Origin of the sequence: Lysobacter gummosus (assembly GCF_001442805.1) — a bacterium.
In the GTDB taxonomy this organism is placed as follows: Bacteria; Pseudomonadota; Gammaproteobacteria; order Xanthomonadales; family Xanthomonadaceae; genus Lysobacter; species Lysobacter gummosus.
The window spans coordinates 2,281,741-2,304,669 of sequence record NZ_CP011131.1; the positions used below are offsets into that span (position 1 = coordinate 2,281,741).

A 22,929-nucleotide genomic window follows, 5' to 3' on the forward strand; every position below is an offset into this window, starting at 1 on the left:
GGACCCGAGTCGCCACCGTGGGTATTGCGCGCGGCCGATCCGTCGCCGCCTGATGACGCAACACCCGCCGCTCACCGGTCAGCCGAGCGCCCGCCGCCCCCGACTCTTATCGCGAACCGCATCACAACTCAGTCGCGGGATGACAGCCTCCACTATTGAGCCATGACGGCTCATGGCATTACCTGCACAGCCCAGGCACGCGCCGGAACCGGAGCGGGGAGCGCTTCGGATCGCGTCCGTCGGCGGCCGTCATGGCCGCCGCGGCGAGAACCGCTTCGCGTGCGCGGCTACACCTCTCATATCGCCACCATCCACGGGGATTTCGCAGTGGCCATCGATCGACGCAAACCGTTGTCCGTATTCCATCGCAGGCTGCGCGGGCTGTGCCTGCCGGCTCTTTTGTTGAGTTGCACCCTGATGCCGCCGGCCGTGTCGGCGCAGGCGCGGATCGGCGGCGAAGGCCAGGCCCACACCGGCCTGCTGTGGCCGGCGCAGGCGCCCGTTAATTACTGCAGTGCCGGCGTCATGCCGACGGGCCCGGCGACCTTGCCCGAGGGCGCGATCCTCGTGCCGGCCGGCGACAACAGCCATTTCGATTTCAATCGCAGCGGCGTGACGTTCTGGTTCGAGACCGGCGAGCACACCTTGGGCGAGGACATCTACGGCCAGATCATCGCCCGCGCGGGCAACACCTATCTGGGCGCGCCGGGCGCGATCCTGGACGGCAAGAACAAGAATCTGTACGCCTTCACCAACGCGGTCGATAACGTTGTCATCCGCTATCTGACCATCCGCAATTTCGGCCGCGGCCGCGACAACTTTGACCAGGGCGTGGTCAACCACGATGCCGGCGACCACTGGACCATCGAATACAACACCATCGTCAACAACGACGGCGCCGGGGTGTTTCTCGGCAGCGGCAACCGTGTGCGCCACAACTGCCTGAAAGACAACGGCCAGTACGGCTTCAGCATGTACAAGAAGCCGCTGCCCAGCGTCGAGCCGACGCCGGACAATCCGGTGCCGGGCCGCTCGGCCATCGTCGACATCGAGCTGAGCTACAACGAGATCGCCGGCAACAACACCGACGACTGGGAAACCTCGACCAAATGCGGTTGCACCGGCGGCGGCAAGTTCTGGGACGTGCGCGGGGCGAAGGTGGCCGGCAACTACGTTCACAACAACCGCGGCACCGGTTTGTGGGCCGACACGAACAACATCGATTTCCTGTTCGAGAATAATTTCATCAAGGACAACGACGGCGTCGGCATCTGGTACGAGATCAGCTACAACGCCACCATCCGCAGCAATACCTTCATCAACAACGCCTGGGTGTCGGGCGGCTCCGACCGCGGCTCGCCGGCGCCGGCGATCTACCTGTCCGAGTCCGGCGGCGATTCGCGCCTGCAGTCGCAGATCAGCGGCTCCCCCTCGCTGCGCATCTACGACAACTACTTCGAGAATAATTTCTCCGGCGTGTCGATCTACGAGAACGCCAACCGTTTCTGCAATTCCAACGGCAATACCAGCTCGGTGTACTGCACCCCGTTCGTGCATCCGGCGCTGATCGCCCGGCCCGATCCGGACCATCCGAGCAAGTACCCGGATCCTGTCAGCAACCTGCATCCGTGCTACACCCAGATCGGCACCGACCCGGTTCTGCAGCGCGATTGCCGCTGGCATGCGAAGAACATCGAAGTGACCAACAACGAGTTCTACTTCGATCCGGCGGTGGTGCCGTGCAACAGCTCCAGCTATTGCGGCGCGCAGGCGCTGTACGCGACCGGCGAAAACAACATGACCTGGTCGCCCTATACCGTGCAGCAGGTGCAGAGCGATGTGATGTTCAACAACAACAATCGCTTCGCGAACAATCACTACTACGGCCCATGGCGCTTCGCCAAGCGCTATGGCGAGGCGATCAGCTTCAGCGCCTGGCAGGCCGCGCCGTACCATCAGGACGCCGGCAGCACCACCGACGGCTCGCCGTTCAATCTGCTCGATCCGCCGACCGCGACGCTGGAGCCATCGGCCGGCCTGTGGAATGCGTGGTACGGCAGCAGCATCGCCCGTGCCGATCAAGGCCACACCGGTACGCACAGCCTGCAGGTGGTCAGCAGCGGCTATTGGGGCGTGCAGGTCGCCAATCATCCCGGTTACCTCGCCGACAACGGCGCCAAGCGGGTGAGCCTGTGGATCAAACATGCGGCCGGCACTGCGTCGCTGCCGGGCAACTCGCGCCTGCGTCTGCGCTGGCTCAAGGAAGACGGCACGCCGGCCACCGGCGATGAGGGCACCTCTTTCAGCGACGTGATGTTCGGCGCGGTCGGCGACGATTGGTCGCAGGTGACCGGCACCGTGCAGCCGCCGCCGCTGACCGCGAGCGTGTGGATCATGCTGCTGGGGTCGTCCGACTCAGGCCATGAGGACGCGACCTTCTACGTGGACGATGTCGTGGTCGAAGACGCGCCGCAGTAAGCGCCGCGAAGGCGCCGCCCGCGCAGTCAGCTTGCGTGGGCGAGGGCGGCTCGCCGCGCCGGCAGGATCGATCCCGAAGACGGAGCAGCGTTTAGCGCGCTGCTCCGTTTTTTTTGTCCTGAACCCCGTGCGTTTGACGTACTAACGAATGCCGCGTGCGAACCGGACCGGCCGCAGCCGGCCGAGTCCTGCCGCAATCAGGCAAAGCGCGTCACCTTGCCTATCGCGCGTTCTGCGTCGCTTTACGGCGCTAGACGCGCTCGCCGCGCGCGACGTCATTCCGTTAACCCACGACGAGGCGAACCATGAGCTCGAGCAACGCGATGGCCAAACGGCCGGCTTCCGATGTGCAGCCGGTGTCCAATCCCACTGTCGACGCAACCTTGACCCTGGCCCTGGCGGCCGCGTCCAAGGCCGCCTACGACTATTACCAGGGCCTGCCGTATCAGGCGCCCGCCGGTTACACCCAGGTCGGCGCCTGGACCGGCTGGGATGCGATCTTGTTTACCGGTTCGGAGGAAAAATACGGGCTGGTGTTTCAGTCCGACAGCGACCCGGGCACGTGCATCTTCGCCTTCCGCGGCACCGACTCGGACCTGGATGCGTACGAGGACGTGCATTTCATCCCGACCGATTTCGTTCCCACCAGCGGCAGCATCAGCCCGACGCCGCGGGTGTCGTCGGGTTTCTACGGCATCTACGACGGCATCGGCGGCGGCATGAGCCAGTCGATGCGGCAGCAGCTGTTCGCCCTGCTGCAACAGTTCCCGACCACGCAGCTGTACGTGACCGGCCACAGCCTGGGCGCGGCCTTGAGCCAGTTGTTCTCGCTGGATGTCGCCATCAGCCAGCCGACCACGGCGTTGAATATCAATTTCTCCAGCCCGATGGTCGGCACCGACGACTGGGCCACCGCCTACGCCAGCAAGATCGCCGACAGCGACAGCGTGCGCGTCTACAACTACTGGGACTACGTGCCTTCGCTGCCGCCTTCGGCGTTCGACTACAGCGCGGTCGGCAGCGGGTTCCGCACCGCGTTCTACGTCGATCACGAGTGGTTCCCGCATCTGTTGTCGCGCCACTCGCTGGTCAATCTGACCACGGTGCTGACCAACGCCCTGCCGGCGACGCCGCAGCAGTGGGCCGGCACGTTCCCGGATTACGTGGACGCTTCGTTGACCATGATCAGCACCGATCCGCCGGCCAGCGCGGACGTGCGTTGGGCCGATCAGGCCCAGGCGCAGATGGCGTTCGAGAACAACCTGGCCGCGCGCGGCTGACGGTTGCGACCGGTAAGCGGCAAGGCGGGCGTCGCGCGCGGCCATCGCGCGCGGCGTCCTTCACTCCGGCGTGAACCGGAAAGACCCTATAGTGGCGGCCGTTTCCCGGGAGGCCCCGATCATGAACCAACGCGCTGTGTCGCCGCTGCTGTCGCTCGCCATGCTGGCCCTGGCCGCCTGCAGCACCCCTTCGGGCCCGACCGCGGACAACACCGCCGCCGCCAGACCGACCGCGATCGGCATGGCCAATCCGGCCTCGGTGCATTGCCAGAAAGTCGGCGGCAAACTCGAAATCCGCACCGGCAAGGACGGCGGCCAGTACGGCTTGTGCACGCTGCCCGACGGGCGCGTGTGCGAAGAGTGGGCGCTGTTCCGCGACGGCAAGTGCGAGAAGCCGGCGGAGTAAGGCGGCCGGCAGCACGATACAGGACGATCCCGGCCCAGTGCTCGATTCGAAGTCCGGGCCGGACACTCCACGCCATCACGGTAGTGCGCGATGTTCTATCCGGTGCGTTCGATACACAGCTACGTCCATCACCAGCGGATCGGCGTGCTGGCTGAGTTCGGATTGGAAACCGACTTCGCGCAGCGCACGGACGAATTCGCCCGGTTGGCGCAGGACATCCTCCTGCATATCGCCGCCATGGCGCCCGCGGACGTGACCGAGCTGTTGGCGCAGCCGTTCGTCAAACAAACCCAGCTTACGATCGGCGAGATGCTCGACGAGGTCGCAGAGCAATTGCGCGAGCGCTTGGCGATGTTGCGCTTCGTGCGCTGGGATATCGAATCGCCGCGGCGCGAAGACGCAGATCCGCAGCCGCCGGGGCCGCCCGCGGCTGCGGCGCGCTTACGCGTGGTGCGCTAGCCGGCGCTTACGCCAGCGCCGCCTGCAACTCGGCGATCTCGCGCTTCAGCGCTTCGTTCTCCACGGTCAATTCTTCGACCCGCTGACGCAAGGCCTGCAGCTCGGCGGCATCGCCGGCCGCAGCCGCATCGTTCGCCTTGGGCTCGCGCGGCTTGCGCTTGGATTCGCGCGCGCGCTTGGCCGCCTGCTTGAGCTCGTCGCCGCCGGCCATGGCCGCGGCGCGTTGCTCTTCGGCGGGCAGGGTGGCGACGGCGGCCGCGGCGTTGATCGAGATCGCGCCGGATTTCACCGCGGCCACGACTTCCGGCGTGGCCTGCTTCTGGATCTTCTCGATCAGCCCGACCTGGTTGCTGCTCAGGCGCGCGGCCTTGGCCAGGTCTTCGCGGCTGTCGAACACGGTGGTGCCGGCGGGCGCGTCGCTGGACCACGGCGGCGCGCCGTCGGCGTCCTGATCGGGCGCCTGCGCCACGGCTGGCGCGGTGTCCGGCTCCGGCGTCGCCGCCTCGGCCTGGGCGCGCTGCTCCTCGGCCAGCGCGCGGCGCGCGGCGAGGATTTCGCGCTTGCGCAGCGCCAGCACGCCGCGTTGGAAATCGGAGACGCTGCGCCGGCCCAGGTGCTGGTCGATCATCCACAGGTGCACGTCGTCCATCGACTGGAAGCGGGTGTTCTGCACGGTCTGGAATGGCAGGTCGTGCTTGCGGCAGATGCCGTAGCGGTTGTGGCCGTCGATCAGCACGCTGCCCCACAGCACCAGCGCGTCGCGGCAGCCCTCGGCCAGAATGCTGGTTTCCAGCGCCTCGTATTCGTCCGGCGTGAGCGGATCGATATAGGCCTTGAGCGACTCGTTGATCAGGATTTCCATGAAACAGGGCCAGCCGACAGCAGTGGGGGCGGCATTGTAGGCAGTTGCGGGCGCGGCGTCAGGCGTTGACAGACGGGATTTGTTGCGCGGCGGGCGATCCGGGCGCAGCCGCGCTAGTCTTGGCAAGGGCGGACGGAGCCTGGATCGACAAGGAGCAGTCGCATGTTGTGGGCAAGCTGGATCGTGATGGCCGCGGCGGCAGGCACAGCCGCGCCGCCGCCGATCGCCGAGGGCGAGGTGCCCAAGGGCTGGGTGGTGGTAGATCCGCCGCGCGAGGCCGCGGATTGGTCGTGCATCAATCAATCGCCCGAGCATTGGAAGGTGCAGGGAGATTCCGCCGATCGGGTCAGCATCGTGGCCGCCGCGGCGACAGCCGATCCGGGACTGCGGGTGGAATTGCCCGACGGCGTGCTGGTGGGCGAGAACAGGGGCGAATGGGGCGGATCGATCGAATGGCAGCCGAAACGGCCGGGGGGCGGTTTCGCCTACGACGGCCTCAATCCGGCCGTGGCGACGGTGTTCAACGGCGATGTGTTCATCGCCGAAGGCCTGATGCATATGGACCAGAACCGCGGTTCGGTCCTGCGCTTTGGGCGCGGCGACGGCCCGCGTTGGCGCATCACCGGCCCGCATGAGCTGGGCGCCGCGCCGACCGCCGGGGTGCGGGCGAACAACTCCGACTGGATGTTGGTCACCTCCGTTGGCGTGATCCGGATGGAGTTGCCGAGGCTATGGCCGCACACGCTGTATCGCAATCGGCAATGGGAGCAGATATATCCCGATTCGATCCGTCCGCTCGGCCGCTCCTGGCTGATCGGTGCGCGCCACGGCGTGATCCGGCTGGTGCCGCTGGGGGAGCGCTACATCGAGCAGTGGCTGGTGCCGGCGAGTTGCAGGCAACTCAAGGTGCCTGATTGCAAGTGCGCAGCTTAGTCGCATCGGGCGATGGCTATTCGCGGCAAGGTTGAAGATACGGACGCGGGTCCGGGAGCGATGCAATGATCTGGATGAGCTGGCTTCTGGCCGCTGCCGCAGCGGGTACGCCGCTGACGATCGGTGAGGGCGAAGTGCCGCCGGGCTGGGTAGCGATCGATCCGCCATCGAGCGAGAGCGGATGGCAATGCGTGTACGATTCGCGCGTGCGCTAGACCGTGGGCACCGCGCCCGGCGGACGTTTGAGCATCGCACCGCGACGGCCCAGGACCAATCCATCGGTTCGGGTCGATTTGGCCGACGGCACGCTGATCGGCACGGATCATGGCGAATTCGAGGGCACCATCGAATGGAAGCCCAAGGATCGCAGCGCCGGCTTCGTGATGAAAAATGTCAACGCGATCGCCTCGACGCAATTCGGCGGCGAGGTTTACATCCTCGAAGGCTTGGGCCACCTGGGCACCGACCGCGGGGTGATTTTCCGATTCGAACGGCGCGACGCGCGCAGTTGGCGGATACACCGGCCGGTAATCTTGAACGAGGCGCCCAGAGCCGCGGCGGATATCGATCATGGCCAATGGACCGTATTGACTCATACCGGCCTTATCCGGGTCGATCTGCACAAGCGCAGCCAGCAGACGGTCTATGAGAACAACAATTGGCCCTGGATACAGCCGGATTCGGTGCAGGCGCTCGGCGATTCGTGGTTGGTCGGCGCGGGCCCGGGCGTGATCCGTCTGTCGCCGCTGGGCGATGGTTATGTCGAGCAATGGTGGGTGCCTCGGTCGTGCCGGTCGTTGGAACCGGTATGCGATTGCGGCAGCGATCCGCGTGCGGCGCTCGCATCGCCGGATCCGCCTGGATAGGTCAGGCTGCATCGTTGCAGTGGGCGATCACGCCACGCGCTTATACCGAGACACCCAATTGGTCTCCCAGGTCTTGCCGTCGTCCGGCGAAAACGCCTGCTCCCATTGCAGCGAAGTCGCGGTGATCTTCGACCACACGCCGCGGACCTTGACCGGCTGGTCGCGCACGGTGTTCTTGCCGAAGAAGGTGCCGACGCCGTCGGCGAAGCCGCCGAGCATGGGCGGGTCGAGTTTGTGCGGGTTGCGCGTGTCCAGCCACCAGTCGGCCCAGATCTTGCGCGCGGGGTCGTAGCTGCGAAGGCCCATGCCCTGATACGGCAGGCCCGGGCGATGCACGCTGCTTTCGTCCATGTTGGCCAGGCCGCCGAACATCGGCTGCACTTTGCACACGCCGTCGAACTCCTCCCAATCGTGGTTGTCGAGCAGGCGCTCCTTGAGACGGCGATAGCGGACTTGCCAGCTGCCGAGGAAGAAGTCGAACGCGCGCGCGGGATCGTCGGCGGTCGCGGTGCCGTTGTGTGCTTCGGCGCTGGCGATGCCGGCCGGAATCGCGCCGGCGAAGGCGGTGAGCAGCGAGAGTTGCACGATGCGGCGGCGGTCGGGGTCTGGCGTCATGAACGGCCTGTTTGAGTGAGGAGGAAGCGCGACAAGGGTGGAGGCGCGAGGGGATCGCGGGCTAGCCGCCGCCGCGCACGCGCGTGTCCGTGCCGATCCAGTTCATTTCCCAGGTCTTGCCGGCATCGGCGGAGAAGGCCTGTTCGAACAGGCAGCGGTCGCGGGTTTCGCAACGGATCACGAAGCGCACGCGGATCGGCCGGTCGCCCAGGCGGTCCTCGCCGTAGAACTCGCCGCGCCCGCGTTCGAAGCGGCCGGTGATCGGCGCGGTCAGGGCGCCGTCGCGCAGGCTGGCGTAGTGGATCGTCCACTGCCGGTTTTGCGGATCGTACAAGCGCAGCGACACGCCTTCGATGCGGCCGGCGGGGCCGGCGACATCGAGTTCGGCGACATTGGCGCGGCCGTCGAGAAGTTTGCGCACCACCGTCGTGCCCTGGTACTCGACCCACTCGTCGGAGCCGCTCAAGGGTTGCTTCAAGCGCTTGACGTGGCTGGTCCAGCGGCCGAATTCGAAGTCGAAACCGTTTTGTCCGTCGGCGGGCGCATCGCCCGCGGCGGCGTGGGCGCGTTGCGCGGCGGTGGGAGCGATCGCCAGCAAGGCCGCCAGGCCGCCGGCGATCACGGCGAAGGTCAGGCTGTTTCTTGCGCTCATCGAGCGGTATTCCTTTCCGGCCGCGCGGGAGCGGCCGCCGCTGCACTGTGTGGCGTAGGCCGGGCCCGCTCCAGGGCCAGTTAGGCGACGTCATCCAGGCCACTTTGCGCGGGCGGCGATTGCGCGCGATCGCCGCTTCGCCCGAGAATGATCGCGACCGGGGTGATGCGCTCGGGCCGACTCTCACGCAGGATGCGACGCCGATGCCCACCGCACGCAAGACTCTGTCGATCCTCGCGCTGGCGGCGAGCCTGTGCACCGCCTGCGGCGAAAGCCAGCCGCCGCCCGCGCCGGTCCCGGCCCGCGCAGCGCCGGCGCCCGTGCGGATACCGCCGGGCGCGCAGGAATTCCAGACCGATCACTACGCGATCTTCAGCACTGCCGCGGCGCGACGCACTGTGCAGGTCGCGGCCGCGGTGGAGGCGCTGCATCGGGCCTACGGGCGCTTCTTCGATCTGCCGGCGGCCGCGGCGGATGCGCCGCGGCTCAAGCTGATCCTGTATCGCGACAAGCACGAATTCTCCCAGTACAACACCAGCATGCCCTGGGCCGAGGCCTTTTATCGCAAGCCGTACTGCCACGCGTACTACGCCGACGGCGGCGGCAACCCGTATCACTGGATGCTGCACGAAGCCACCCACCAGTTGAACGCCGAGCGCGCCGGCATGGCGACGGCGAAATGGATCAACGAAGGGCTGGCGACGTATTTCGGCACCAGCCGGCTGGAGAACAATCGCCTGTCTCCCGGACGGATCGATCCAGACACCTATCCGATCTGGTGGGTCGATGACTTGCAACTGAGCGGTTCGCTGCAGCGCGATCTGGACGAAGGCCGCTTGATCGAATTGCGCAAACTCATCGACGGCACCGGCCCGGACATCGGCGGGCGTTATCTCAATACCTACTACATCGAGTACTGGAGCCTGTCGCACTTCCTGTTCCACTACCAGGACGGCAAGTACGCGAGCGCCTATCGCGGGCTGATTCGCGGCAACGGATCGCTGAAAGAGTTCGAAGCGGCGCTGGGCCCGGTCGAGGGCGTGCAACAGCAGTGGTACGACTATCTGCTGGAACGGCAGGCCGAGTTGGCGTTGCAGGAACAAGCGGTGCCGGCGACCGCGATCAGGCGCTGATCGCGCCCGACGTTGACACTGGCGGCGCGGGCGCTTTGAATCTGCGCACCCGGCCGATGCGGCATTCGCATGCACAGGCCCGTTCAATACTGGAAACGCCATGGCGCACGCACGTATCAATCTGGGCGCACTGAAGGTCTTCGAAGCCGCCGCGCGCGCGCTCAGCCTCACCCGCGCGGCCGATGAGCTCAACGTCACCCAGGCGGCGGTCAGCCATCAGGTGCGGCTGCTGGAGAATCAGCTCGGCGTGGAGTTGTTCCGCCGTCTGCCGCGCGGCCTGGCCCTGACCGACGAAGGGCTGAGCCTGCTGCCGGCGATCCAGGAAGCCTTCGACCGCATCGACGATGCCCTGGACCGCGTCGGCGACGGTCTGGCGCGCGAAGTGGTGCACGTCGGCGCGGTCGGCACCTTCGCCAGCGGTTGGCTGTTGCCGCGACTGGCCGAGTTCGCGCGCCTGCATCCGTCGGTGGACGTGCGCGTGAGCACGCACAACAACCGCGTCGATCCGGCCGCGGAAGGCCTGGACTACGCGATCCGCTACGGCCGCGGCGCGTGGCCGGGGATGGAAAGCCGGTTCCTGATGAACGCGCCGGTCACGCCGCTGTGCACGCCGGTGATCGCCGCGCAACTGCGCCGCGCCGAGGACCTGCCGCGCTTCGCCTTGCTGCGTTCGTACTTCGTCGATGACTGGCGGTTGTGGTTCGAAGCGGCGCAGGCGGTGCCGAACGGCCCGATCAACGGGCCGATCTTCGATTCCTCGCTGACGATGGTGCAATGCGCGTTGCAGGGACTCGGCGTCGCGCTCGCGCCGGCCTCGATGTTCGCGCGCGAACTCGCCGAAGGCCGGCTGGTGCAGCCGTTCGAGACCATGCTGGACGCCGGCGGCTATTGGCTGACGCGATTGGCGCTGAAACCGGCGGGCGACGGCGCCGCGGCGTTTTCGCAGTGGATCGAAAAGACCGCGGCGTAAGCGCTTATTGCGGCGCGGGCGCGAACACGCGCAGGCGGTGGCCGTCGGGGTCCAGCGCGACGAAACTGCGGCCGAAATCCAGATCGGTCGGCGCCTGGGCGATGCGCAGCCCGCGCTCGTTCCATTCGGCGTGGATGGCGTCGACGCGGGCGTAATCGCCGACCGGGAACGCCAGTTCGGCGCCGCCGAACGCCGGCTGCGCGGCGGGTTCTACCGTATGCCGCGACCACAGGCCGAGCTTCATGCCCGAATCGAGCACGAACAAGGCGAAGGTGGGCGAGGATTCGACCGGCGTCTTGCCGAGCAGTTCGCGATAGAACGCGGCGCTGGCGTCGGGACGGTCCACGTAGAGCAGGACGAAGTTGCTATCGAGCATGGCGACGCTCCAGGAAAAGGGCGGTGGAGCGGGCGAGTGCCGGCTCGGTGCCCATGCTAGGCAGCGGCACTGTCGGGGTTTGTCAGCAGTGATGCGGCGCCGCGCCGTTAACGCTTGCGCGGCTTGGCGGCGGGCCGCTCCAGCACGCGTTGCAGCAACCACGCCATCGTCTCGCCCACGCGTTCGGCGTCGCCGCCGGCGTCGATTTCCAGCGCGGCGCGGTCGAACGCGGACGACAGCAATTTCGCCAGGGCCGGGACATCGACCTCGTGCTCGCCGAGCGCGGCGGCCAGGCCTTCGTGCAAGGTGTCGGCGGCGTTGGCCTCGTCGATCGCGGCGATGTCGGCCAGACCGAGCACGGCGGGGCCGTCGATCAGCAACAAGCGGGTGCGGCCGGGCACGGTCATCGCGCGCAGATAAGCCTGGGCGCCGACGCTCAGCGCCGATTGCGGGTCCGGATCGTCCGCGGTGGCCGCGACGATCTCCTCGCGCACGCTCTGCGCCTCGCGCTGCAAGACATGGCGGAACAGATCGCGCTTATCGATGAAGTGGTGATAGAGCGCGCCGCGGGTGATGCCGGCGGCGACCGCGACTTCGGGCGTGGAGGTATCGCTGTAACCCTTGCTCACGAACAGCCCGCGCGCCGCTTCGAGCAGGGCGTGGCGGGTGGCTTCGGTGCGCTCGCGATTGCTGCGCGGGCCGGGGGAGGGCGAACGACGCGGACGAGACTCTTGCATACATACAGCCTGTACGTTAATGTCGATTTACATACAGACTGTATGTCACCCGGCCGAGGCCCACAACCAATGAAAGTCACCAGCTATTACCCCGTGATCATGACCGGCGACGTCGCCGGCACCGCCGCGTTCTACCAGCGCCATTTCGGCTTCGTCGCCTTGTTCACCGCCGACTGGTACGTGCACCTGCAATCGGCCGACGACCCGTCGGTGAATCTGGCGGTGCTGGACGGCGGCCACCACACCATTCCCGAATCCGGCCGCGGGCGGGTCGGCGGGCTGCTGCTGAACTTCGAAGTCGAGGACGTGGACGCGGTCCACGAGCGGCTGCGCGAGGCCGGGCTGCCGCTGCTGCTGAGCCTGCGCGATGAGGCCTTCGGCCAGCGCCACTTCATCACCGCCGATCCCAACGGCGTGCTGATCGACATCATCCAGCCGATCGCGCCCAGCGCCGAGTTCGCGGCGCAGTACGAGGCTGGCGCGTTGCCGACTTGATCGGGTGGCTGATTCGATGCGGCCGTCAGCCGGCGCGGCGCAAGCGCGCCCAGATCGACAGGCTTACGCCCAGCACGATCACGGCCGCGTCGATAATCAGAGCGACGCTGCTGCGCTGTACGCGGAAATAGCGGCCCTTGGCGACGTGAACGACGCCGTCGTGAAAGTGCAGGTACAGATCCGCGGCCAGCAGCGACAAACCGCAGATCGACACTATCGCGCCGATCCAGAGAGCCGCCAGGCGAAGGTGATCGGCTTGCGGCATCGGGTCGTCGGCTCGTCGCGGCGGAGTGCCGGATGCTAACGCGCGCCGCGACGCCGGCTCAATCCGCGCTCACCACGCCCTTGGCGAGCGCGCCGGCTTCGTCGGCGAAAATCGCCATCGCGGTGTTCATGCGCTTGAAGCCGAGCCGGCGATAGAAGCCTTCCTTGCCGGGATTGGCGTACAGAATGATCTTGCGATGCCCGGCCGCGCGTTGACGCAGATGCTCGACGATGGCCTTGCCCAGGCCCGTGCCCTGGTAATCCGGATGCACGGCGATATCGCACAGATACGCGCAATCCACGCCGTCGGCGAGGGCGCGGCCGGCGCCGACCAGGCGGCCGTGTTCGTAGACCAGACTGACGTAGCGGCTGTTGCCGAAGGTGGTGCGCAGATCCTCGGGACTCTTCTCGCCGAGCGGGGCGATGCGGTACAGCGCCGACAGTTCGTTCCAGTCGGTGTCGTCGATGCGCTCGATCCATTGCATGGGATGCTCTCCGTAAAGTGTCAGTGCGCGGCGCGCTGGTTGAGCGCCAGGCTGCCCAGGATCAGCACGCCGGCCACGGCCATGCTCGCGGTCACCGGTTCATCCAGCAGCAGCCAGGCCCAGGCGACGCCGAACAGCGGAATCAGGTAGGTCACCATCGAAGTGCGCGCCGCGCCGATGCGCGCGACCAGGCGATAGAACAGCACGTAGGCCAGGCCCGTGCACAACACGCCGAGCATCAGCGCCGCGGCCCAAGGGCGCGCGCCGATCGCATGCGCCGGCCAATTCGCGATCGCCAGCGGCAGCATCAGCAACGCGGCGCTGCCCAGCGTCGCCGAAGCGACCGCCGCCGCCGGCAGACCGGCCAGATGGCGACGCACCAGATTCAAGCCGACGCCGTACAAGAACGCCGCCGCGCAGCCCGCCGCCACCGCCCAGCCGATGCTGGCGCCGGCGGTCTTGCCCGCCGCCAACACCGCGACGCCGGCGAAACCGCTCGCCAATGCGAGCGCGCGCCGGCTGCCGATTTTTTCGCCGAATAACATGAAACCGACCAGCGCGGTGAACAGCACCGTCATCGCGCTGGTGATCGCGCCGATCCCGGCCGGCGCGCGTTCGGCGCCCCAGGCGAACAGCGTGAACGGCACCGCCGAGTTGATCGCGCCGATCAAGGCCAGCTTCGGCCACAGCCGCAGCGGGAACTGCGCGCGCGCTTTCCACAGCAGCGGCGCCAACACCAGCGCGCCCAGCGCCAGCCGCAGCTCGACCAGCGCGACGGGCCCGAACTGCGGCGCGGCCACGCGCATGAACAGGAACGACACGCCCCAGATCGAGGCGAGCGCGCACAGCTCCAGAGGGCTGAGCCAGTCGCGCAGCCCGGTGCGGGGCCGGGACAGGCCGGCGGCGGTGGCGAGATGGCTCATGGCGACTCCTGGGCTGATCCGATGCGATCAGCTTAGGGCGGTTGTGGACCCTGGGATGAGCCAGTTGCCTGGACTTATATGGAGCCAGTTTGGCCGGTTGCCCTCAGCGCCTGAGCGGCCGGGACCGGGCTGGCGAGAGATAGGCGCGGCGGTAAATTTGGGCGCGCGCTGTCGCGAACCCGCTATCGCGAGCAGGCGAAACAATGGTGGACAAGGCGCCGCGCTGATCCGCGCGGCCGCACATTCGACTCAAGCCGGCGCCCATGCGCGCCGGCCCGGCCTCAATGCCCGCCCGGCGGATACTTCTCGCCGTACTTCAGCTCCACCGGCACGAACGTGGTCAGGTTGATCGGGCAGTTGAAGTAGTCCGAATGCGCGCACAGGAAGCTGTACATCGTGTTCAAGTTGACGGTCATGGTCTTCGGCGCGGCGCCGGGTTCGAACGTGACTCCGACCGCGCGGCCGCCGCCGTAGCTGGTTTTCTTCGAGGTCTTGTCGGTCACGAACATCAGCACGTGGTTGATCTTCGACCAGTCGCGCTCCTTGTTGAACGCGCGCAAGGTGTAGGTCTTGCCCTGGATCGGCAGCTGCACGTCGCCGATCCAGTACATCAGCCCGGTGTGATTGCGCGAATCCAGATGGCTCACGCCGACCGGCACGTCCTTGCGGGTGAAGGTGGCGGTGACCACGCCCTTGGGATCGTAGGGAAAGAACGACATCCCCTTGTAGTGCGTGGCGACCCGCGCCGGGTTGTACAGCCAGACCTTGAGCGAATCTTCGTAGACGGTGCCGCGCACGGTCAGGCCGTTGGGCAGCGCCTGCTGCTGATCCTTGGCCTTGAGCAGATCGGTGGCCGCCACGCCCGGGCCTTCGACGATCGCCTTGCCGTCGCGATAGCCGACGCGCACTTCGTCCTTGCCGCCGGCGTCTTTGGCCCAGCGCGCGTCGGCCGGTTTCTGTCCGGCGGGCAGATGCGCGCTGGCGCCGGCGGCGATGACGGTCACGTCCTGGATCGCGTACATCCCGGTCGGCCCGCTGGCCTGCTGGATCATCGCGGCGCGAAAGGCGTCCCAGTCCTGGCGCGGGTCGGCGTGCGCCGCGCAGGACAGTCCGAACAACAAGGCCGAATACAGTAACGGGCGCATGGGCGGGTCTCGTTGAAGGGCGGGGCGACTGTGCCAGCAGTGGGCGCGGCGCGCCTGCCCCGAAAGTAGGGGGAGCGAGGTGACAATTAACCGCCGATGGGCTGCGGTGCATGTACTGCATTGTCATAAGCCGACGAACGGTGGCGGCGCGCGCGCCGCCGACCGTCGCGGTCTCATTCGCCGTCGCGCGCTTGCCCCGACGTCGCACGCAGGCCCGCGGCGCGCTCCACCGCCTCGATCCCCGCCAGCATCCGCGTCCGCGCCGCCGGATTGGCCGAATGCACGGCGATCCGCGGCGGCACGAAGCCGCGTTCGATCACCGCGCGCTCGATCCAGACGATCACGTCGTAACCGGTGCCGCGCGCGTCGTCGCCGAGGTCGTGATCCAGGCTCAGCTCGGCGACATCGCCGGTTTCCAGCAGCGCGATGGCTTCGTCCGGCCAATAGACGCGCCGCCAACCCGGCGGCGTCACGCGTTCGTCATCGAGATATACGCGCATCGTCCGCGGTCCCTGGCGAGAGTCGCCGCATCCTGACACCGCATCGATCGCATCGGCAAGATCGCCGCCGCGCGCGGCATATGGCGAAAACTGCGGGCGCGGTCGGATTCCAGTGAGCGCTGTCGCACGATTCGGAATATCCGCGCTCACGGCGTGTCCTCCATAACCTGCCCGCGGGCGTTATCAGACGACACGGATGTCGTCTGCGGCGACATCCCTTGTTCGTTCCCGGTTGCGGTTTCGAATGCGCGCCGCACTGGCGCCGCGGTTTCGATACGGCGCCGATCCTGATCACGGAGCCCTGCATGTCCTCGTTGTTGTCGCCCGCCGAACTGGCCTGGTACGTCACCGGGCGTTTTTACCGCACCGGCGAAGGTTGGCTGGCCGACTACGGCTATTTCCTGCATCTGTCGGGCATCGTCGGGGATATGTTCGACAGCGAACCCGGCGAGGGCGCGGCGTATTTCACCTTCGCGGCCAAGCCGTTCAAGGCGCGCGCGGTCAGCAACGGCGCCTTGAACCTAGCGCTGGACCCGGTCGGGGAGTTCTCGGTGTATCTGCAGCGCGTACCGGGCGGCGATTTCGACCGGCCAGAGTCGTTCGCGCAGGGCGAGCGCATCGCCACGTTCCGGCGCACCGGGCTGGTGGTCGGCAGCACGGTGAGCGCGCAGGTCGGCGGCGCCTCGGTGCCGGTGTTGGGCGACAACGTGTTCAGCGCCCGCCTGATCGACAGCCGCGCCTTCGAGTTCCAGGGCGCGCGTTACGACCTGGCCCGGATCCTGGGCCGCGGGGTCACCCAATTCGGTACCTCGGCCACGGTCCCCGTCGCATTTCCGGCACACGGAACGCATCCGCCCAGGTACGAACTCGTATTGCCGTTTACAGGGTCGGCGATCGCCTTGGCCGGGAATCCCGGCGGCATCGTCGAAAGCGTGATTGGCAACTGATAATTGCTATTAATTGCAATCGAAAATACCGTTCTAGATGACCCTGGTCGAAGAATGCGCAGCGATCGATCACGCAGGCGATGCGGAGCCGTTACAGCGTCGTGCAGGCAGGGCTGGAGCATTCGGGAAGGAGGTGGGCGATGACCCGTTACTGGATCAAGGTCGGCGATACAACCAGCGGTGGCGGCACCGTGCTCAGCGGCGCGGCCCACGACCCGGCCGGCGGCCTGGCCTGGGCACGCATCGGCGACGCGGTGCAATGCGGCGTGCACGGCATGACCACCATCGTGACCGGCGACAGCGAGCATCCGATCGACGGCCGCGCGGCCGCGCGCCACGGCGATTTCTGCGCCTGCGGCTGCATCCTGATTTCGCGCAGCCAGATTCAATGCATCGCCGAGATGGGCGGCGGTTTCGCCGCGGCGCGGGAGATGTAGCCGGATCCAGCGGCGCATGCGCGGCGCGGCGGCGCCGGCTAGACTCCGCGCGGGCGGCGTCGCCCGGGTTTCAGGATCAACCGCCGCATGGATCTGGCGTTATTCGATTTCGACGGCACCATCACCCATCGCGAAACCTTTCCGGGTTTCGTCCGCGCCAGCGTCGGCCGCCGCCGTCTGTGGCTGGGCAATGTCCTGCTCGCGCCGCATGTGATCGGCTACAAGCTGGGCTGGGTCTCGGGCCAGGCGGTGCGCCGGCGCATCGTCGCGTTCGGCTATCGCGGCCGGCGCGAGCAGGAGGTACGCGTCGCCGCCGCGCGTTATCTGGATGAGGTGGTCGCTACGCAACTGCGGCCCGAAGCGATGCAGCGCATCGCATGGCATCGCGAGCGCGGCGATCGCATCGTCGTGGTCACGGCCAATCTCGAACTGTTCGTTTCGGCCTGGTGTGACGCACAGGGGCTGGAATACATCTGCTCGCATCTGGAAACCCGCGACGGCGTGCTGACCGGCCGCTATCTGGGCCGCGATTGCTGCGGCGCGGAGAAGCCGCGACGGGTACGCGAGCGCATCGAGCTGAGCGACTACGGCAGTGTGTACGCCTACGGCGACACGGTCGAGGATCTGGACTTGCTGGCATTGGCCGATCGCAAGTATTACCGCTGGCGGGAAGTGGCCTGATCGCGGCGTCTGCGTTGTCGGTCCGAAACGTGGGCGCGGCGCGCGATCCGTGCGCGCGAACAAAAGCAGAGCGCCGTCAGCCCGACCGGGCGCGGGATGATAGGGGGCGCCGGAGCAGGCTGCGACGCTCTGCATGATGGAGAACGCGCGCGTATCGCCGTTGTGAATCGCGGCCGGTTCGCCGCCGCGCGGCCCAGGCGGCGAATCCCGCGATCGGCTCAACGCCGATAGCGGTTGGAACTGCCGTCCGCGCGCAGGGTTTCCAGCGCCGTCACCCGGCCGTCGTCGCCGCGCTCGAAGCGCACGCGCAGGCCCGGGTTGCCATCGACGAAGAACAGATCGCGCTGCAGTGCGATCAGCGTTTGCGGCGGACGCTGGCCGTTGCGCAATACCAGTTGCCCGCCGTCGGCGCCGATCTGGATGCGATCGTATTGGCCCAGGTAATCGGCGGCGGCCGGCGTGTCGCGGTTCGGCGCGGACTGCGCGCGCAGCGCTTCCAGGGTCCAGCGCGCGTCCAGCGTGTCGGCGCCGGCCGGCGCCGCGGCGATCACCCGTTCCAGCGCCAGTTGCTGCGCGGTCTGCAGCGCCTCGCGCTGCGGCACCGCGACATCCGGGGCGACGCCGCTGCCTTCCCAGTTCTTGTGCGTGATCGGATTGGTCGGCGAGCCGCTGGCAACGAACACGCTGAAGCCGTCCTTCAAAGCGATATCTCCGCCGGGATTGGCCGCGCCGGCGCTGGCCTCGCCGATCACTTTCGCCCGGCCCGCGCTTTGCAGGGTGTAGGCCAGCGCTTCGGCCGCCGAGGCGGTGCGCGGGCTGGTCAGCAGATACAGCGGCACTTGCAGGCGCGGGTCGCGATACCAGTCGCGCGGGGCTTCGCTGTCGCTGCGCATGCGCTCGCCTTCGCGCCAGCGGAAGGTGTTGTAGATGTCGGCGTTCCTGGCGGTGAAGGCGCTGGTCAGATAGCCGACCGCGGCCGGCGAGCCGCCGCCGTTGTCGCGCAGGTCGATGATCACCGCGTCGGTGGCGACGATGAGCTGCAAGGCCGCGTCGAGCGCGCGCCGCGCCGGCGCGTTGGCATCGCCGAAGGCGAAGTCGGGAAGCTCGCGCAGATCGATATAGCCCAGATTGCCCGGCAGCACTTCGACCTTGCGCAGGCCGTAGTTGCCGCGGCGGCTGAAATCCACCGGCGCAGGTCCCGCCGCGGGCCCGGGCCCGGGCCCGGGTGCGGCGCCCGGCGGCGGCAACCGGCGATGGCCCTGCGGCGCCGGGCCCGGTTGCGCCGGGTCGCGCCAGTTGACGCGGAAGTGCGCGTCCAGCGGATGCAGGCGATCGCTCAGCGCGGTGGCCAGATCGCGCGGGTCCGCATAGCGGTCGTAACGGCCCTGGGCGGCTTCGCCGCGCAGTTCCTCGGCGATGGCACGCGCGCGCTGCGCATCGTAGAAATTGCGTTCGATCGCCGAGGCGACGTCGGCGACAGCGTCGCGCGGCGATACAGCACCGGCCTGGGCGGCGCCGGCCAACAGCAACAGCCCCAGCAGCGAAGACAGACGGGACAGCGACGGATGCAGTGCCTTGCGCATTGGATTCTCCTGTGTGGACCCGTCGCGCGAGGGCGCGACGGGCGGCATTCGATCGGCCTTTCCGACACGGATGCGCGCAGGCGCCGGAGCGTCGCAACGCGGGCTCAGGCAAAGCTGCTGGAGGCGTCGTTGTACCAGGCGCCGGGCGAGGGCAGCACCGGGATCGTCTTCAGCGCCGACATCTTGACGCTGCCGCCGCCGAAATCGACCTCGCTCAGATCGACCTTCTGCACGGTGGGATTGAACGCGGAGCTGAAGTAATAGACCGCGTTGGTGTGATCGCGCGCGACCTGCCACATGGTCCAGTCGCCGACCGTGGGCGCGGCGGCGCTGGTGGCCGGGCTGATCAAGGCACTGGCGTAGGGCGTGGCCTGGATGATCTGCACCAGCGACAGCGCGGCGCTGACGATGGTCTGGGTGCTGCCGGTCGCGCCGGCATCGGGCACGGTGGGCAGCCAGCCGGTGCCGTCGCTGGGCAGCTTGCCGTAGCCTTTGCGTAAGGTCGCGGCCTTGACGAAGCGCGAGGCCGACATGATGTCGCCGGGCAGGCCGAGCAGGCCGGCGCCGACCGGCGGGCCGGAGGTGTTGGTGCTGGAGGTGCCGCTGCCTTCGACATTAAGGTTGACGTAGTCGGCCAGATTGGTGCGCTGCCAGTCGTAGGTCGGAGAGTTGGTCAGCACGCCGTCCTGGGTCGCGCCGTTGTCGTAGCTGGGCGGATAGACGTTCATCGCGCCGTCGATGAATTCGATCACCACGCTGGCCCCGGTCGGATCGGTGGCGATGAAATGCAGGGGCTTGTACAGATCCGAGCCCGGCGCCGGGCCGATGACGTTGATGCCGGCCAAGGCCGGCACTACCTCATCGACGGTGGCGAACTGGCTCATGATCCACGCGCCCAGGTCGTAGTACTCCAGCGCATTGCTGCTGGCGCTGGCGGCGTAGCTGGTGCCGGGCAGCCACAGCGAAGCGCAGGACAAGCCGGCGCTGTTGATGCCATCGACGAAGCACGGGAACACCGGCATGCCGGACGGATCGGCGAGGGCGACGAAGCCGTAAGTGCCGGTCCACGACACCGACCCGTTCTTGATCAGCGGAAAAACTTGCTGCGCGGGCACCAGGTACATCGAGGTCTTCATCACCCCGGTCAGTTCCATGCAGCGCGAGGAGATGTACTGGGTGGCGCTGCCGCCGGTGGCGGGGATGTTCGGAACGGCCAACAAGAAATTAGTGCACATGCGTAGCTCCTGTCCTGGGCGATAGAAAAAGGGACGAGTCGGTGCGGCGGAATGTCGCGGCCGCTGCGTTGCGTCGTGCGGAGACTTGCGGTGCGATCGAACGGGTAAAACCGGCCGCCGCGGCGGGGCGCGGCGATCAAGCCAGACCGTGCCGGAGGCGACGGCGGAATAAACAACGCGGCGACGGCGCGCATGCGGCCAGGGGCGGCTGACTTTCATGACCCGAGGCGTCGTCGGCGGCGGTGGAGTTCGGCCCGGCCTGCGGCGCGCGGGCCACTTCCGCGATTCGCGGATCGGGTTTAGTGTTGCTTTTGGCACGCGCAGTACGTGCCCGCGGCGGCCATGCTGCCCGCACGTCGGCCCGTGGCGGCCGGCTCGACTCACATCCAGGGACCGGTCGGCGCATGTTTCAATGTTTTTCGCACCCTTGCTTGTTGCTGGCCGGCATGGCGAGCGCCTGCGCGGCGGTGCTGCATCTGGGCGTGATCGTCGGCGGACCGTCGTGGTACCGGTTCTTCGGCGCCGGCGAACGCATGGCGCAAATGGCCGAGGCCGGGCGCGCGTATCCGGCGGTGGTGACGGCCGGCATTTCCGCGCTGTTGATGCTGTGGGCGGGCTACGCCTTGTCCGGCGCCGGTGCGATCGGCCCCTTGCCCTTGCTCAAACCCGCGCTGTGCCTGATCACCGCGGTGTATCTGCTGCGCGGACTGGCGGTGGTGCCGATGGCGGTGGCCTCGGTGCCGCAGCCGGCGACGCCGTTCTGGTATTGGAGTTCTGCGATCTGCCTGGCGATCGGCATCGCCCATCTGACCGGCCTGATCGGCGCCTGGTCGTCGCTGTAGGGGCCGCGCGCGGCGGCGGAATCCGGCAGTCAGGCACAGGCGGGCTGACACTTTCCGTTTAGGCTGGGCGCCCCTGAAAACGCATCGAGGACGCGGCCGTGATCAAGCAGCGTATCCAGCGGGCCGTGTTCACGGCCGGTTTGACCTTGGCGACCACGTTCGCCGCAATCGGTCCCGTCGCGGCGGCGCCCGCGGCGCAGGCGGCATCGCTCGGCCATCCGCATCCGGATTACAGCCAGGCTTGGCCCGATTACCGCAAGCGCCAGGCGCGCGTGCCGCTGCGCTACGAAAGCCTCGGCCGCACCGTGCTCGACGGCGCGCACAAGCGCAGCTACCGGCTGTACTCGCAGCGCTGGCCGGAAAGCGGCGGCGCGGTTCCGGACGAATGGACCCATCAGGTCGATATCTATATCCCCGACGTAGCGCGGCCCAAGTCGGCGTTGCTGGTGATCAACAACGGCAGCAACCGCGCCAACGGCAGCGACCCGGTGCGGCCGCCGAGCGATTTCGACGAAACCCTGGCGCTGGAAGTGGCCAAGGCCACGCACACCATCGTGATCAGCCTGTCGGATGTTCCCAACCAATACCTGACCCTGCCCGGCGAAGCGCCGAAGAAAGAGGACGTGCTGGTCGCCGCCACCTGGCGCCGCTTCATGGACGAACCGTCCGCCAGCAACGCCACGCTGCCATTGCACGTGCCGATGGCCGAAAGCGCGGTCAAGGCGATGGATCTGGCCGAGCGCGAGCTGAGCGCATGGCGGGTGCGTTCGTTCGTCGTCACCGGCGCGTCCAAGCGCGCCTGGACCGCATGGCTGACCGCGATCGGCGATCCGCGCGTGCAGGGCCTGGTGTCGTATGTGATCGACATGCGCATCCAGAAATTGATCGAACACATCCACAAGACCTACGGCGGCGGTTGGCCGATCGCGTTGCTGCCTTATCACGCCGAGGGCGTGACCACGCGCTACAACCAGCCCGAGTTCGCCGAACTGATGCAGATCGAAGACCCTTACGCCTATCTGAGCACGCGTCATCGCCAGCGCCTGCGGATTCCGAAGTATCTGGTCAACGCCAGCGGCGACGATTTCTTTCCCGCCGATGCGCAGCGGCTGTACCTGGACGATCTGCCCGGCGCGACCAGCCTGCGCGCGGCGCCCAATTCCGATCACGGCGGCATTCGCCGGCATATCCGCGAAACGCTGATCCCGGCGCTGCAACGCTGGAACCGCCATCAGGCGCTGCCGTCGGTGGATTCGCGGCTGAGCGAGCGCGACGGCCGCCTGAGCCTGCGAGCGCGCGCCTCCGAGCGGCCGGTCGCGGCCAAGCTGTGGGTCGCCGACAATACTTCAGGGCGCGACTTCCGTTTCGCCTGCGGCGTGCGTTATCGCGAACAGGCGGTGCAGGTGAATCGCAACTCGGTGGAGATCGCGCTGGAGAAGCCGGCCAGCGGCTGGTCGGCGGCGTTCGTGGAATTCTCGTTCGCCGACGGCTTCATCGCGACCTCGCCGGTGTACGTGTACCCCGAGCACGACTATCCGCAACAGCCGCCGCCGAACGGCACCGGTGCGTGTCTGATGGTTCCGCAGTAAGTCGCGGCGGTTCTCGCGTGGCGCAGGCGCTGCGCG

General features: G+C 67.6%; 27 protein-coding genes. 15 read left to right on the forward strand and 12 right to left on the reverse strand.

The genetic code is table 11. From position 1 onward, the window contains the following. Nucleotides 1-327: 327 nt before the first annotated feature. The 4 genes from LG3211_RS09485 to LG3211_RS09500 all read left to right on the forward strand — a co-directional run bounded on the left by LG3211_RS09485 (nucleotide 328) and on the right by LG3211_RS09500 (nucleotide 4,623). Entirely contained in the window at nucleotides 328-2,478 is a 2,151-nt protein-coding gene (locus LG3211_RS09485; protein ID WP_187313162.1) for a right-handed parallel beta-helix repeat-containing protein, read from the forward strand. A 305-nt stretch (nucleotides 2,479-2,783) separates the two neighbouring features. Beyond that, nucleotides 2,784-3,758: a lipase family protein gene (locus tag LG3211_RS09490; RefSeq protein ID WP_057942619.1), complete on the forward strand. Its 975-nt coding sequence runs from the start codon at nucleotides 2,784-2,786 to the stop codon at nucleotides 3,756-3,758. Nucleotides 3,759-3,879: 121 nt separating this feature from the next. After that, on the forward strand, nucleotides 3,880-4,164 hold the full coding sequence (locus LG3211_RS09495; protein WP_057942620.1) for a putative hemolysin: 285 nt from the start codon (nucleotides 3,880-3,882) through the stop codon (nucleotides 4,162-4,164). A 90-nt stretch (nucleotides 4,165-4,254) separates the two neighbouring features. Further along, a complete protein-coding gene (locus tag LG3211_RS09500) occupies nucleotides 4,255-4,623 on the forward strand; it encodes a hypothetical protein (protein ID WP_057942621.1) in 369 nt (122 codons plus the stop codon). A 7-nt stretch (nucleotides 4,624-4,630) separates the two neighbouring features. On the opposite strand, the gene LG3211_RS09505 is transcribed toward LG3211_RS09500, so the two are convergent. Then, entirely contained in the window at nucleotides 4,631-5,485 is an 855-nt protein-coding gene (locus LG3211_RS09505) for a hypothetical protein (protein WP_057942622.1), read from the reverse strand. A gap of 162 nt (nucleotides 5,486-5,647) precedes the next feature. Here LG3211_RS09505 and LG3211_RS09510 point away from each other — a divergent pair, with 162 nt between their 5' ends. The 3 genes from LG3211_RS09510 (at nucleotide 5,648) to LG3211_RS09515 (ending at nucleotide 7,284) form a co-directional block, all read left to right on the forward strand. Next, nucleotides 5,648-6,418: a hypothetical protein gene (locus LG3211_RS09510; RefSeq protein ID WP_057942623.1), complete on the forward strand. Its 771-nt coding sequence runs from the start codon at nucleotides 5,648-5,650 to the stop codon at nucleotides 6,416-6,418. 65 nt (nucleotides 6,419-6,483) lie between these two features. Beyond that, complete coding sequence (locus tag LG3211_RS26345) at nucleotides 6,484-6,633, forward strand: SRPBCC family protein (protein WP_187313163.1); 150 nt, start codon at nucleotides 6,484-6,486, stop codon at nucleotides 6,631-6,633. A gap of 27 nt (nucleotides 6,634-6,660) precedes the next feature. Next, complete coding sequence (locus tag LG3211_RS09515) at nucleotides 6,661-7,284, forward strand: hypothetical protein (RefSeq protein WP_148648830.1); 624 nt, start codon at nucleotides 6,661-6,663, stop codon at nucleotides 7,282-7,284. 27 nt (nucleotides 7,285-7,311) lie between these two features. Here LG3211_RS09515 and LG3211_RS09520 read toward each other — a convergent pair whose 3' ends face one another. Together LG3211_RS09520 and LG3211_RS09525 are read right to left on the reverse strand one after the other, a co-directional pair. Next, nucleotides 7,312-7,899, reverse strand: coding sequence for a hypothetical protein (locus LG3211_RS09520; protein WP_222837592.1), 588 nt, complete (start codon nucleotides 7,897-7,899; stop codon nucleotides 7,312-7,314). A gap of 61 nt (nucleotides 7,900-7,960) precedes the next feature. Beyond that, nucleotides 7,961-8,551 (reverse strand): hypothetical protein, encoded by a 591-nt coding sequence (locus LG3211_RS09525; protein ID WP_057942625.1) that lies wholly within the window; start codon nucleotides 8,549-8,551, stop codon nucleotides 7,961-7,963. A 203-nt stretch (nucleotides 8,552-8,754) separates the two neighbouring features. On the opposite strand from LG3211_RS09525, the gene LG3211_RS09530 reads away from it, so the two are divergent. Together LG3211_RS09530 and LG3211_RS09535 are read left to right on the forward strand one after the other, a co-directional pair. Beyond that, nucleotides 8,755-9,684: a hypothetical protein gene (locus LG3211_RS09530; RefSeq protein WP_148648831.1), complete on the forward strand. Its 930-nt coding sequence runs from the start codon at nucleotides 8,755-8,757 to the stop codon at nucleotides 9,682-9,684. A gap of 100 nt (nucleotides 9,685-9,784) precedes the next feature. Continuing rightward, nucleotides 9,785-10,654 (forward strand): LysR family transcriptional regulator, encoded by an 870-nt coding sequence (locus LG3211_RS09535; protein ID WP_057942627.1) that lies wholly within the window; start codon nucleotides 9,785-9,787, stop codon nucleotides 10,652-10,654. A 4-nt stretch (nucleotides 10,655-10,658) separates the two neighbouring features. Here LG3211_RS09535 and LG3211_RS09540 read toward each other — a convergent pair whose 3' ends face one another. Both LG3211_RS09540 and LG3211_RS09545 read right to left on the reverse strand, forming a co-directional pair. Then, the gene (locus LG3211_RS09540) at nucleotides 10,659-11,030 is read right to left on the reverse strand and encodes a VOC family protein (protein ID WP_057942628.1); all 372 of its coding nucleotides are present in this window, start codon (nucleotides 11,028-11,030) and stop codon (nucleotides 10,659-10,661) included. Nucleotides 11,031-11,137: 107 nt separating this feature from the next. Continuing rightward, the gene (locus LG3211_RS09545) at nucleotides 11,138-11,767 is read right to left on the reverse strand and encodes a TetR/AcrR family transcriptional regulator (RefSeq protein ID WP_057942629.1); all 630 of its coding nucleotides are present in this window, start codon (nucleotides 11,765-11,767) and stop codon (nucleotides 11,138-11,140) included. 69 nt (nucleotides 11,768-11,836) lie between these two features. Between LG3211_RS09545 and LG3211_RS09550 the strand changes: the two genes are divergently transcribed. Then, complete coding sequence (locus LG3211_RS09550; RefSeq protein ID WP_057942630.1) at nucleotides 11,837-12,262, forward strand: VOC family protein; 426 nt, start codon at nucleotides 11,837-11,839, stop codon at nucleotides 12,260-12,262. Between the two features lie 25 nt (nucleotides 12,263-12,287). Here the strand turns inward: LG3211_RS09550 and LG3211_RS09555 are convergent, their stop codons facing one another. The 5 genes from LG3211_RS09555 to LG3211_RS09575 all read right to left on the reverse strand — a co-directional run bounded on the left by LG3211_RS09555 (nucleotide 12,288) and on the right by LG3211_RS09575 (nucleotide 15,579). Next, on the reverse strand, nucleotides 12,288-12,527 hold the full coding sequence (locus LG3211_RS09555; RefSeq protein WP_057942631.1) for a hypothetical protein: 240 nt from the start codon (nucleotides 12,525-12,527) through the stop codon (nucleotides 12,288-12,290). 58 nt (nucleotides 12,528-12,585) lie between these two features. Beyond that, nucleotides 12,586-13,011 carry a GNAT family N-acetyltransferase gene (locus LG3211_RS09560; RefSeq protein WP_057942632.1) on the reverse strand — a complete coding sequence of 142 codons (426 nt, stop codon included), beginning with the start codon at nucleotides 13,009-13,011 and terminating at the stop codon, nucleotides 12,586-12,588. A gap of 20 nt (nucleotides 13,012-13,031) precedes the next feature. Further along, nucleotides 13,032-13,934 carry a DMT family transporter gene (locus LG3211_RS09565; protein WP_057942633.1) on the reverse strand — a complete coding sequence of 301 codons (903 nt, stop codon included), beginning with the start codon at nucleotides 13,932-13,934 and terminating at the stop codon, nucleotides 13,032-13,034. 281 nt (nucleotides 13,935-14,215) lie between these two features. Continuing rightward, entirely contained in the window at nucleotides 14,216-15,079 is an 864-nt protein-coding gene (locus LG3211_RS09570; protein WP_057942634.1) for a DUF1684 domain-containing protein, read from the reverse strand. A gap of 173 nt (nucleotides 15,080-15,252) precedes the next feature. Beyond that, nucleotides 15,253-15,579, reverse strand: a complete 327-nt coding sequence (locus LG3211_RS09575; RefSeq protein ID WP_057942635.1) for a cyclic-phosphate processing receiver domain-containing protein — start codon at nucleotides 15,577-15,579, stop codon at nucleotides 15,253-15,255. Between the two features lie 305 nt (nucleotides 15,580-15,884). Here LG3211_RS09575 and LG3211_RS09580 point away from each other — a divergent pair, with 305 nt between their 5' ends. From LG3211_RS09580 to LG3211_RS09590, 3 genes are all read left to right on the forward strand, one after another. Beyond that, nucleotides 15,885-16,526 (forward strand): hypothetical protein, encoded by a 642-nt coding sequence (locus LG3211_RS09580; RefSeq protein WP_148648832.1) that lies wholly within the window; start codon nucleotides 15,885-15,887, stop codon nucleotides 16,524-16,526. Between the two features lie 140 nt (nucleotides 16,527-16,666). After that, a complete protein-coding gene (locus LG3211_RS09585) occupies nucleotides 16,667-16,963 on the forward strand; it encodes a PAAR domain-containing protein (protein ID WP_083512423.1) in 297 nt (98 codons plus the stop codon). Nucleotides 16,964-17,050: 87 nt separating this feature from the next. Further along, nucleotides 17,051-17,644, forward strand: a complete 594-nt coding sequence (locus tag LG3211_RS09590) for an HAD family hydrolase (RefSeq protein WP_057942637.1) — start codon at nucleotides 17,051-17,053, stop codon at nucleotides 17,642-17,644. A 218-nt stretch (nucleotides 17,645-17,862) separates the two neighbouring features. On the opposite strand, the gene LG3211_RS09595 is transcribed toward LG3211_RS09590, so the two are convergent. Next, nucleotides 17,863-19,227: a S41 family peptidase gene (locus LG3211_RS09595; RefSeq protein ID WP_057942638.1), complete on the reverse strand. Its 1,365-nt coding sequence runs from the start codon at nucleotides 19,225-19,227 to the stop codon at nucleotides 17,863-17,865. A gap of 104 nt (nucleotides 19,228-19,331) precedes the next feature. Further along, nucleotides 19,332-20,462, reverse strand: a complete 1,131-nt coding sequence (locus tag LG3211_RS09600) for a linear amide C-N hydrolase (RefSeq protein ID WP_057942639.1) — start codon at nucleotides 20,460-20,462, stop codon at nucleotides 19,332-19,334. Between the two features lie 431 nt (nucleotides 20,463-20,893). On the opposite strand from LG3211_RS09600, the gene LG3211_RS09605 reads away from it, so the two are divergent. Further along, a complete protein-coding gene (locus tag LG3211_RS09605; RefSeq protein ID WP_237049863.1) occupies nucleotides 20,894-21,304 on the forward strand; it encodes a hypothetical protein in 411 nt (136 codons plus the stop codon). A gap of 98 nt (nucleotides 21,305-21,402) precedes the next feature. Then, entirely contained in the window at nucleotides 21,403-22,893 is a 1,491-nt protein-coding gene (locus LG3211_RS09610; protein WP_057942641.1) for a PhoPQ-activated pathogenicity-related family protein, read from the forward strand. Nucleotides 22,894-22,929: the final 36 nt, after the last annotated feature.

Coding starts and splice junctions, on each gene's coding strand:
- LG3211_RS09565 (WP_057942633.1), bottom strand. CDS start 13,934: ATGAGCCATCTCGCCACCGCCGCCGGCCTGTCCCGGCCCCGCACCGGG.
- LG3211_RS26345 (WP_187313163.1), top strand. CDS start 6,484: ATGATCTGGATGAGCTGGCTTCTGGCCGCTGCCGCAGCGGGTACGCCG.
- LG3211_RS09530 (WP_148648831.1), top strand. CDS start 8,755: ATGCCCACCGCACGCAAGACTCTGTCGATCCTCGCGCTGGCGGCGAGC.
- LG3211_RS09545 (WP_057942629.1), bottom strand. CDS start 11,767: ATGCAAGAGTCTCGTCCGCGTCGTTCGCCCTCCCCCGGCCCGCGCAGC.
- LG3211_RS09510 (WP_057942623.1), top strand. CDS start 5,648: ATGTTGTGGGCAAGCTGGATCGTGATGGCCGCGGCGGCAGGCACAGCC.
- LG3211_RS09550 (WP_057942630.1), top strand. CDS start 11,837: ATGAAAGTCACCAGCTATTACCCCGTGATCATGACCGGCGACGTCGCC.
- LG3211_RS09520 (WP_222837592.1), bottom strand. CDS start 7,899: ATGACGCCAGACCCCGACCGCCGCCGCATCGTGCAACTCTCGCTGCTC.
- LG3211_RS09560 (WP_057942632.1), bottom strand. CDS start 13,011: ATGCAATGGATCGAGCGCATCGACGACACCGACTGGAACGAACTGTCG.
- LG3211_RS09590 (WP_057942637.1), top strand. CDS start 17,051: ATGGATCTGGCGTTATTCGATTTCGACGGCACCATCACCCATCGCGAA.
- LG3211_RS09580 (WP_148648832.1), top strand. CDS start 15,885: ATGTCCTCGTTGTTGTCGCCCGCCGAACTGGCCTGGTACGTCACCGGG.
- LG3211_RS09595 (WP_057942638.1), bottom strand. CDS start 19,227: ATGCGCAAGGCACTGCATCCGTCGCTGTCCCGTCTGTCTTCGCTGCTG.
- LG3211_RS09555 (WP_057942631.1), bottom strand. CDS start 12,527: ATGCCGCAAGCCGATCACCTTCGCCTGGCGGCTCTCTGGATCGGCGCG.
- LG3211_RS09570 (WP_057942634.1), bottom strand. CDS start 15,079: ATGCGCCCGTTACTGTATTCGGCCTTGTTGTTCGGACTGTCCTGCGCG.
- LG3211_RS09495 (WP_057942620.1), top strand. CDS start 3,880: ATGAACCAACGCGCTGTGTCGCCGCTGCTGTCGCTCGCCATGCTGGCC.
- LG3211_RS09500 (WP_057942621.1), top strand. CDS start 4,255: ATGTTCTATCCGGTGCGTTCGATACACAGCTACGTCCATCACCAGCGG.
- LG3211_RS09575 (WP_057942635.1), bottom strand. CDS start 15,579: ATGCGCGTATATCTCGATGACGAACGCGTGACGCCGCCGGGTTGGCGG.
- LG3211_RS09505 (WP_057942622.1), bottom strand. CDS start 5,485: ATGGAAATCCTGATCAACGAGTCGCTCAAGGCCTATATCGATCCGCTC.
- LG3211_RS09600 (WP_057942639.1), bottom strand. CDS start 20,462: ATGTGCACTAATTTCTTGTTGGCCGTTCCGAACATCCCCGCCACCGGC.
- LG3211_RS09525 (WP_057942625.1), bottom strand. CDS start 8,551: ATGAGCGCAAGAAACAGCCTGACCTTCGCCGTGATCGCCGGCGGCCTG.
- LG3211_RS09490 (WP_057942619.1), top strand. CDS start 2,784: ATGAGCTCGAGCAACGCGATGGCCAAACGGCCGGCTTCCGATGTGCAG.
- LG3211_RS09585 (WP_083512423.1), top strand. CDS start 16,667: ATGACCCGTTACTGGATCAAGGTCGGCGATACAACCAGCGGTGGCGGC.
- LG3211_RS09535 (WP_057942627.1), top strand. CDS start 9,785: ATGGCGCACGCACGTATCAATCTGGGCGCACTGAAGGTCTTCGAAGCC.
- LG3211_RS09540 (WP_057942628.1), bottom strand. CDS start 11,030: ATGCTCGATAGCAACTTCGTCCTGCTCTACGTGGACCGTCCCGACGCC.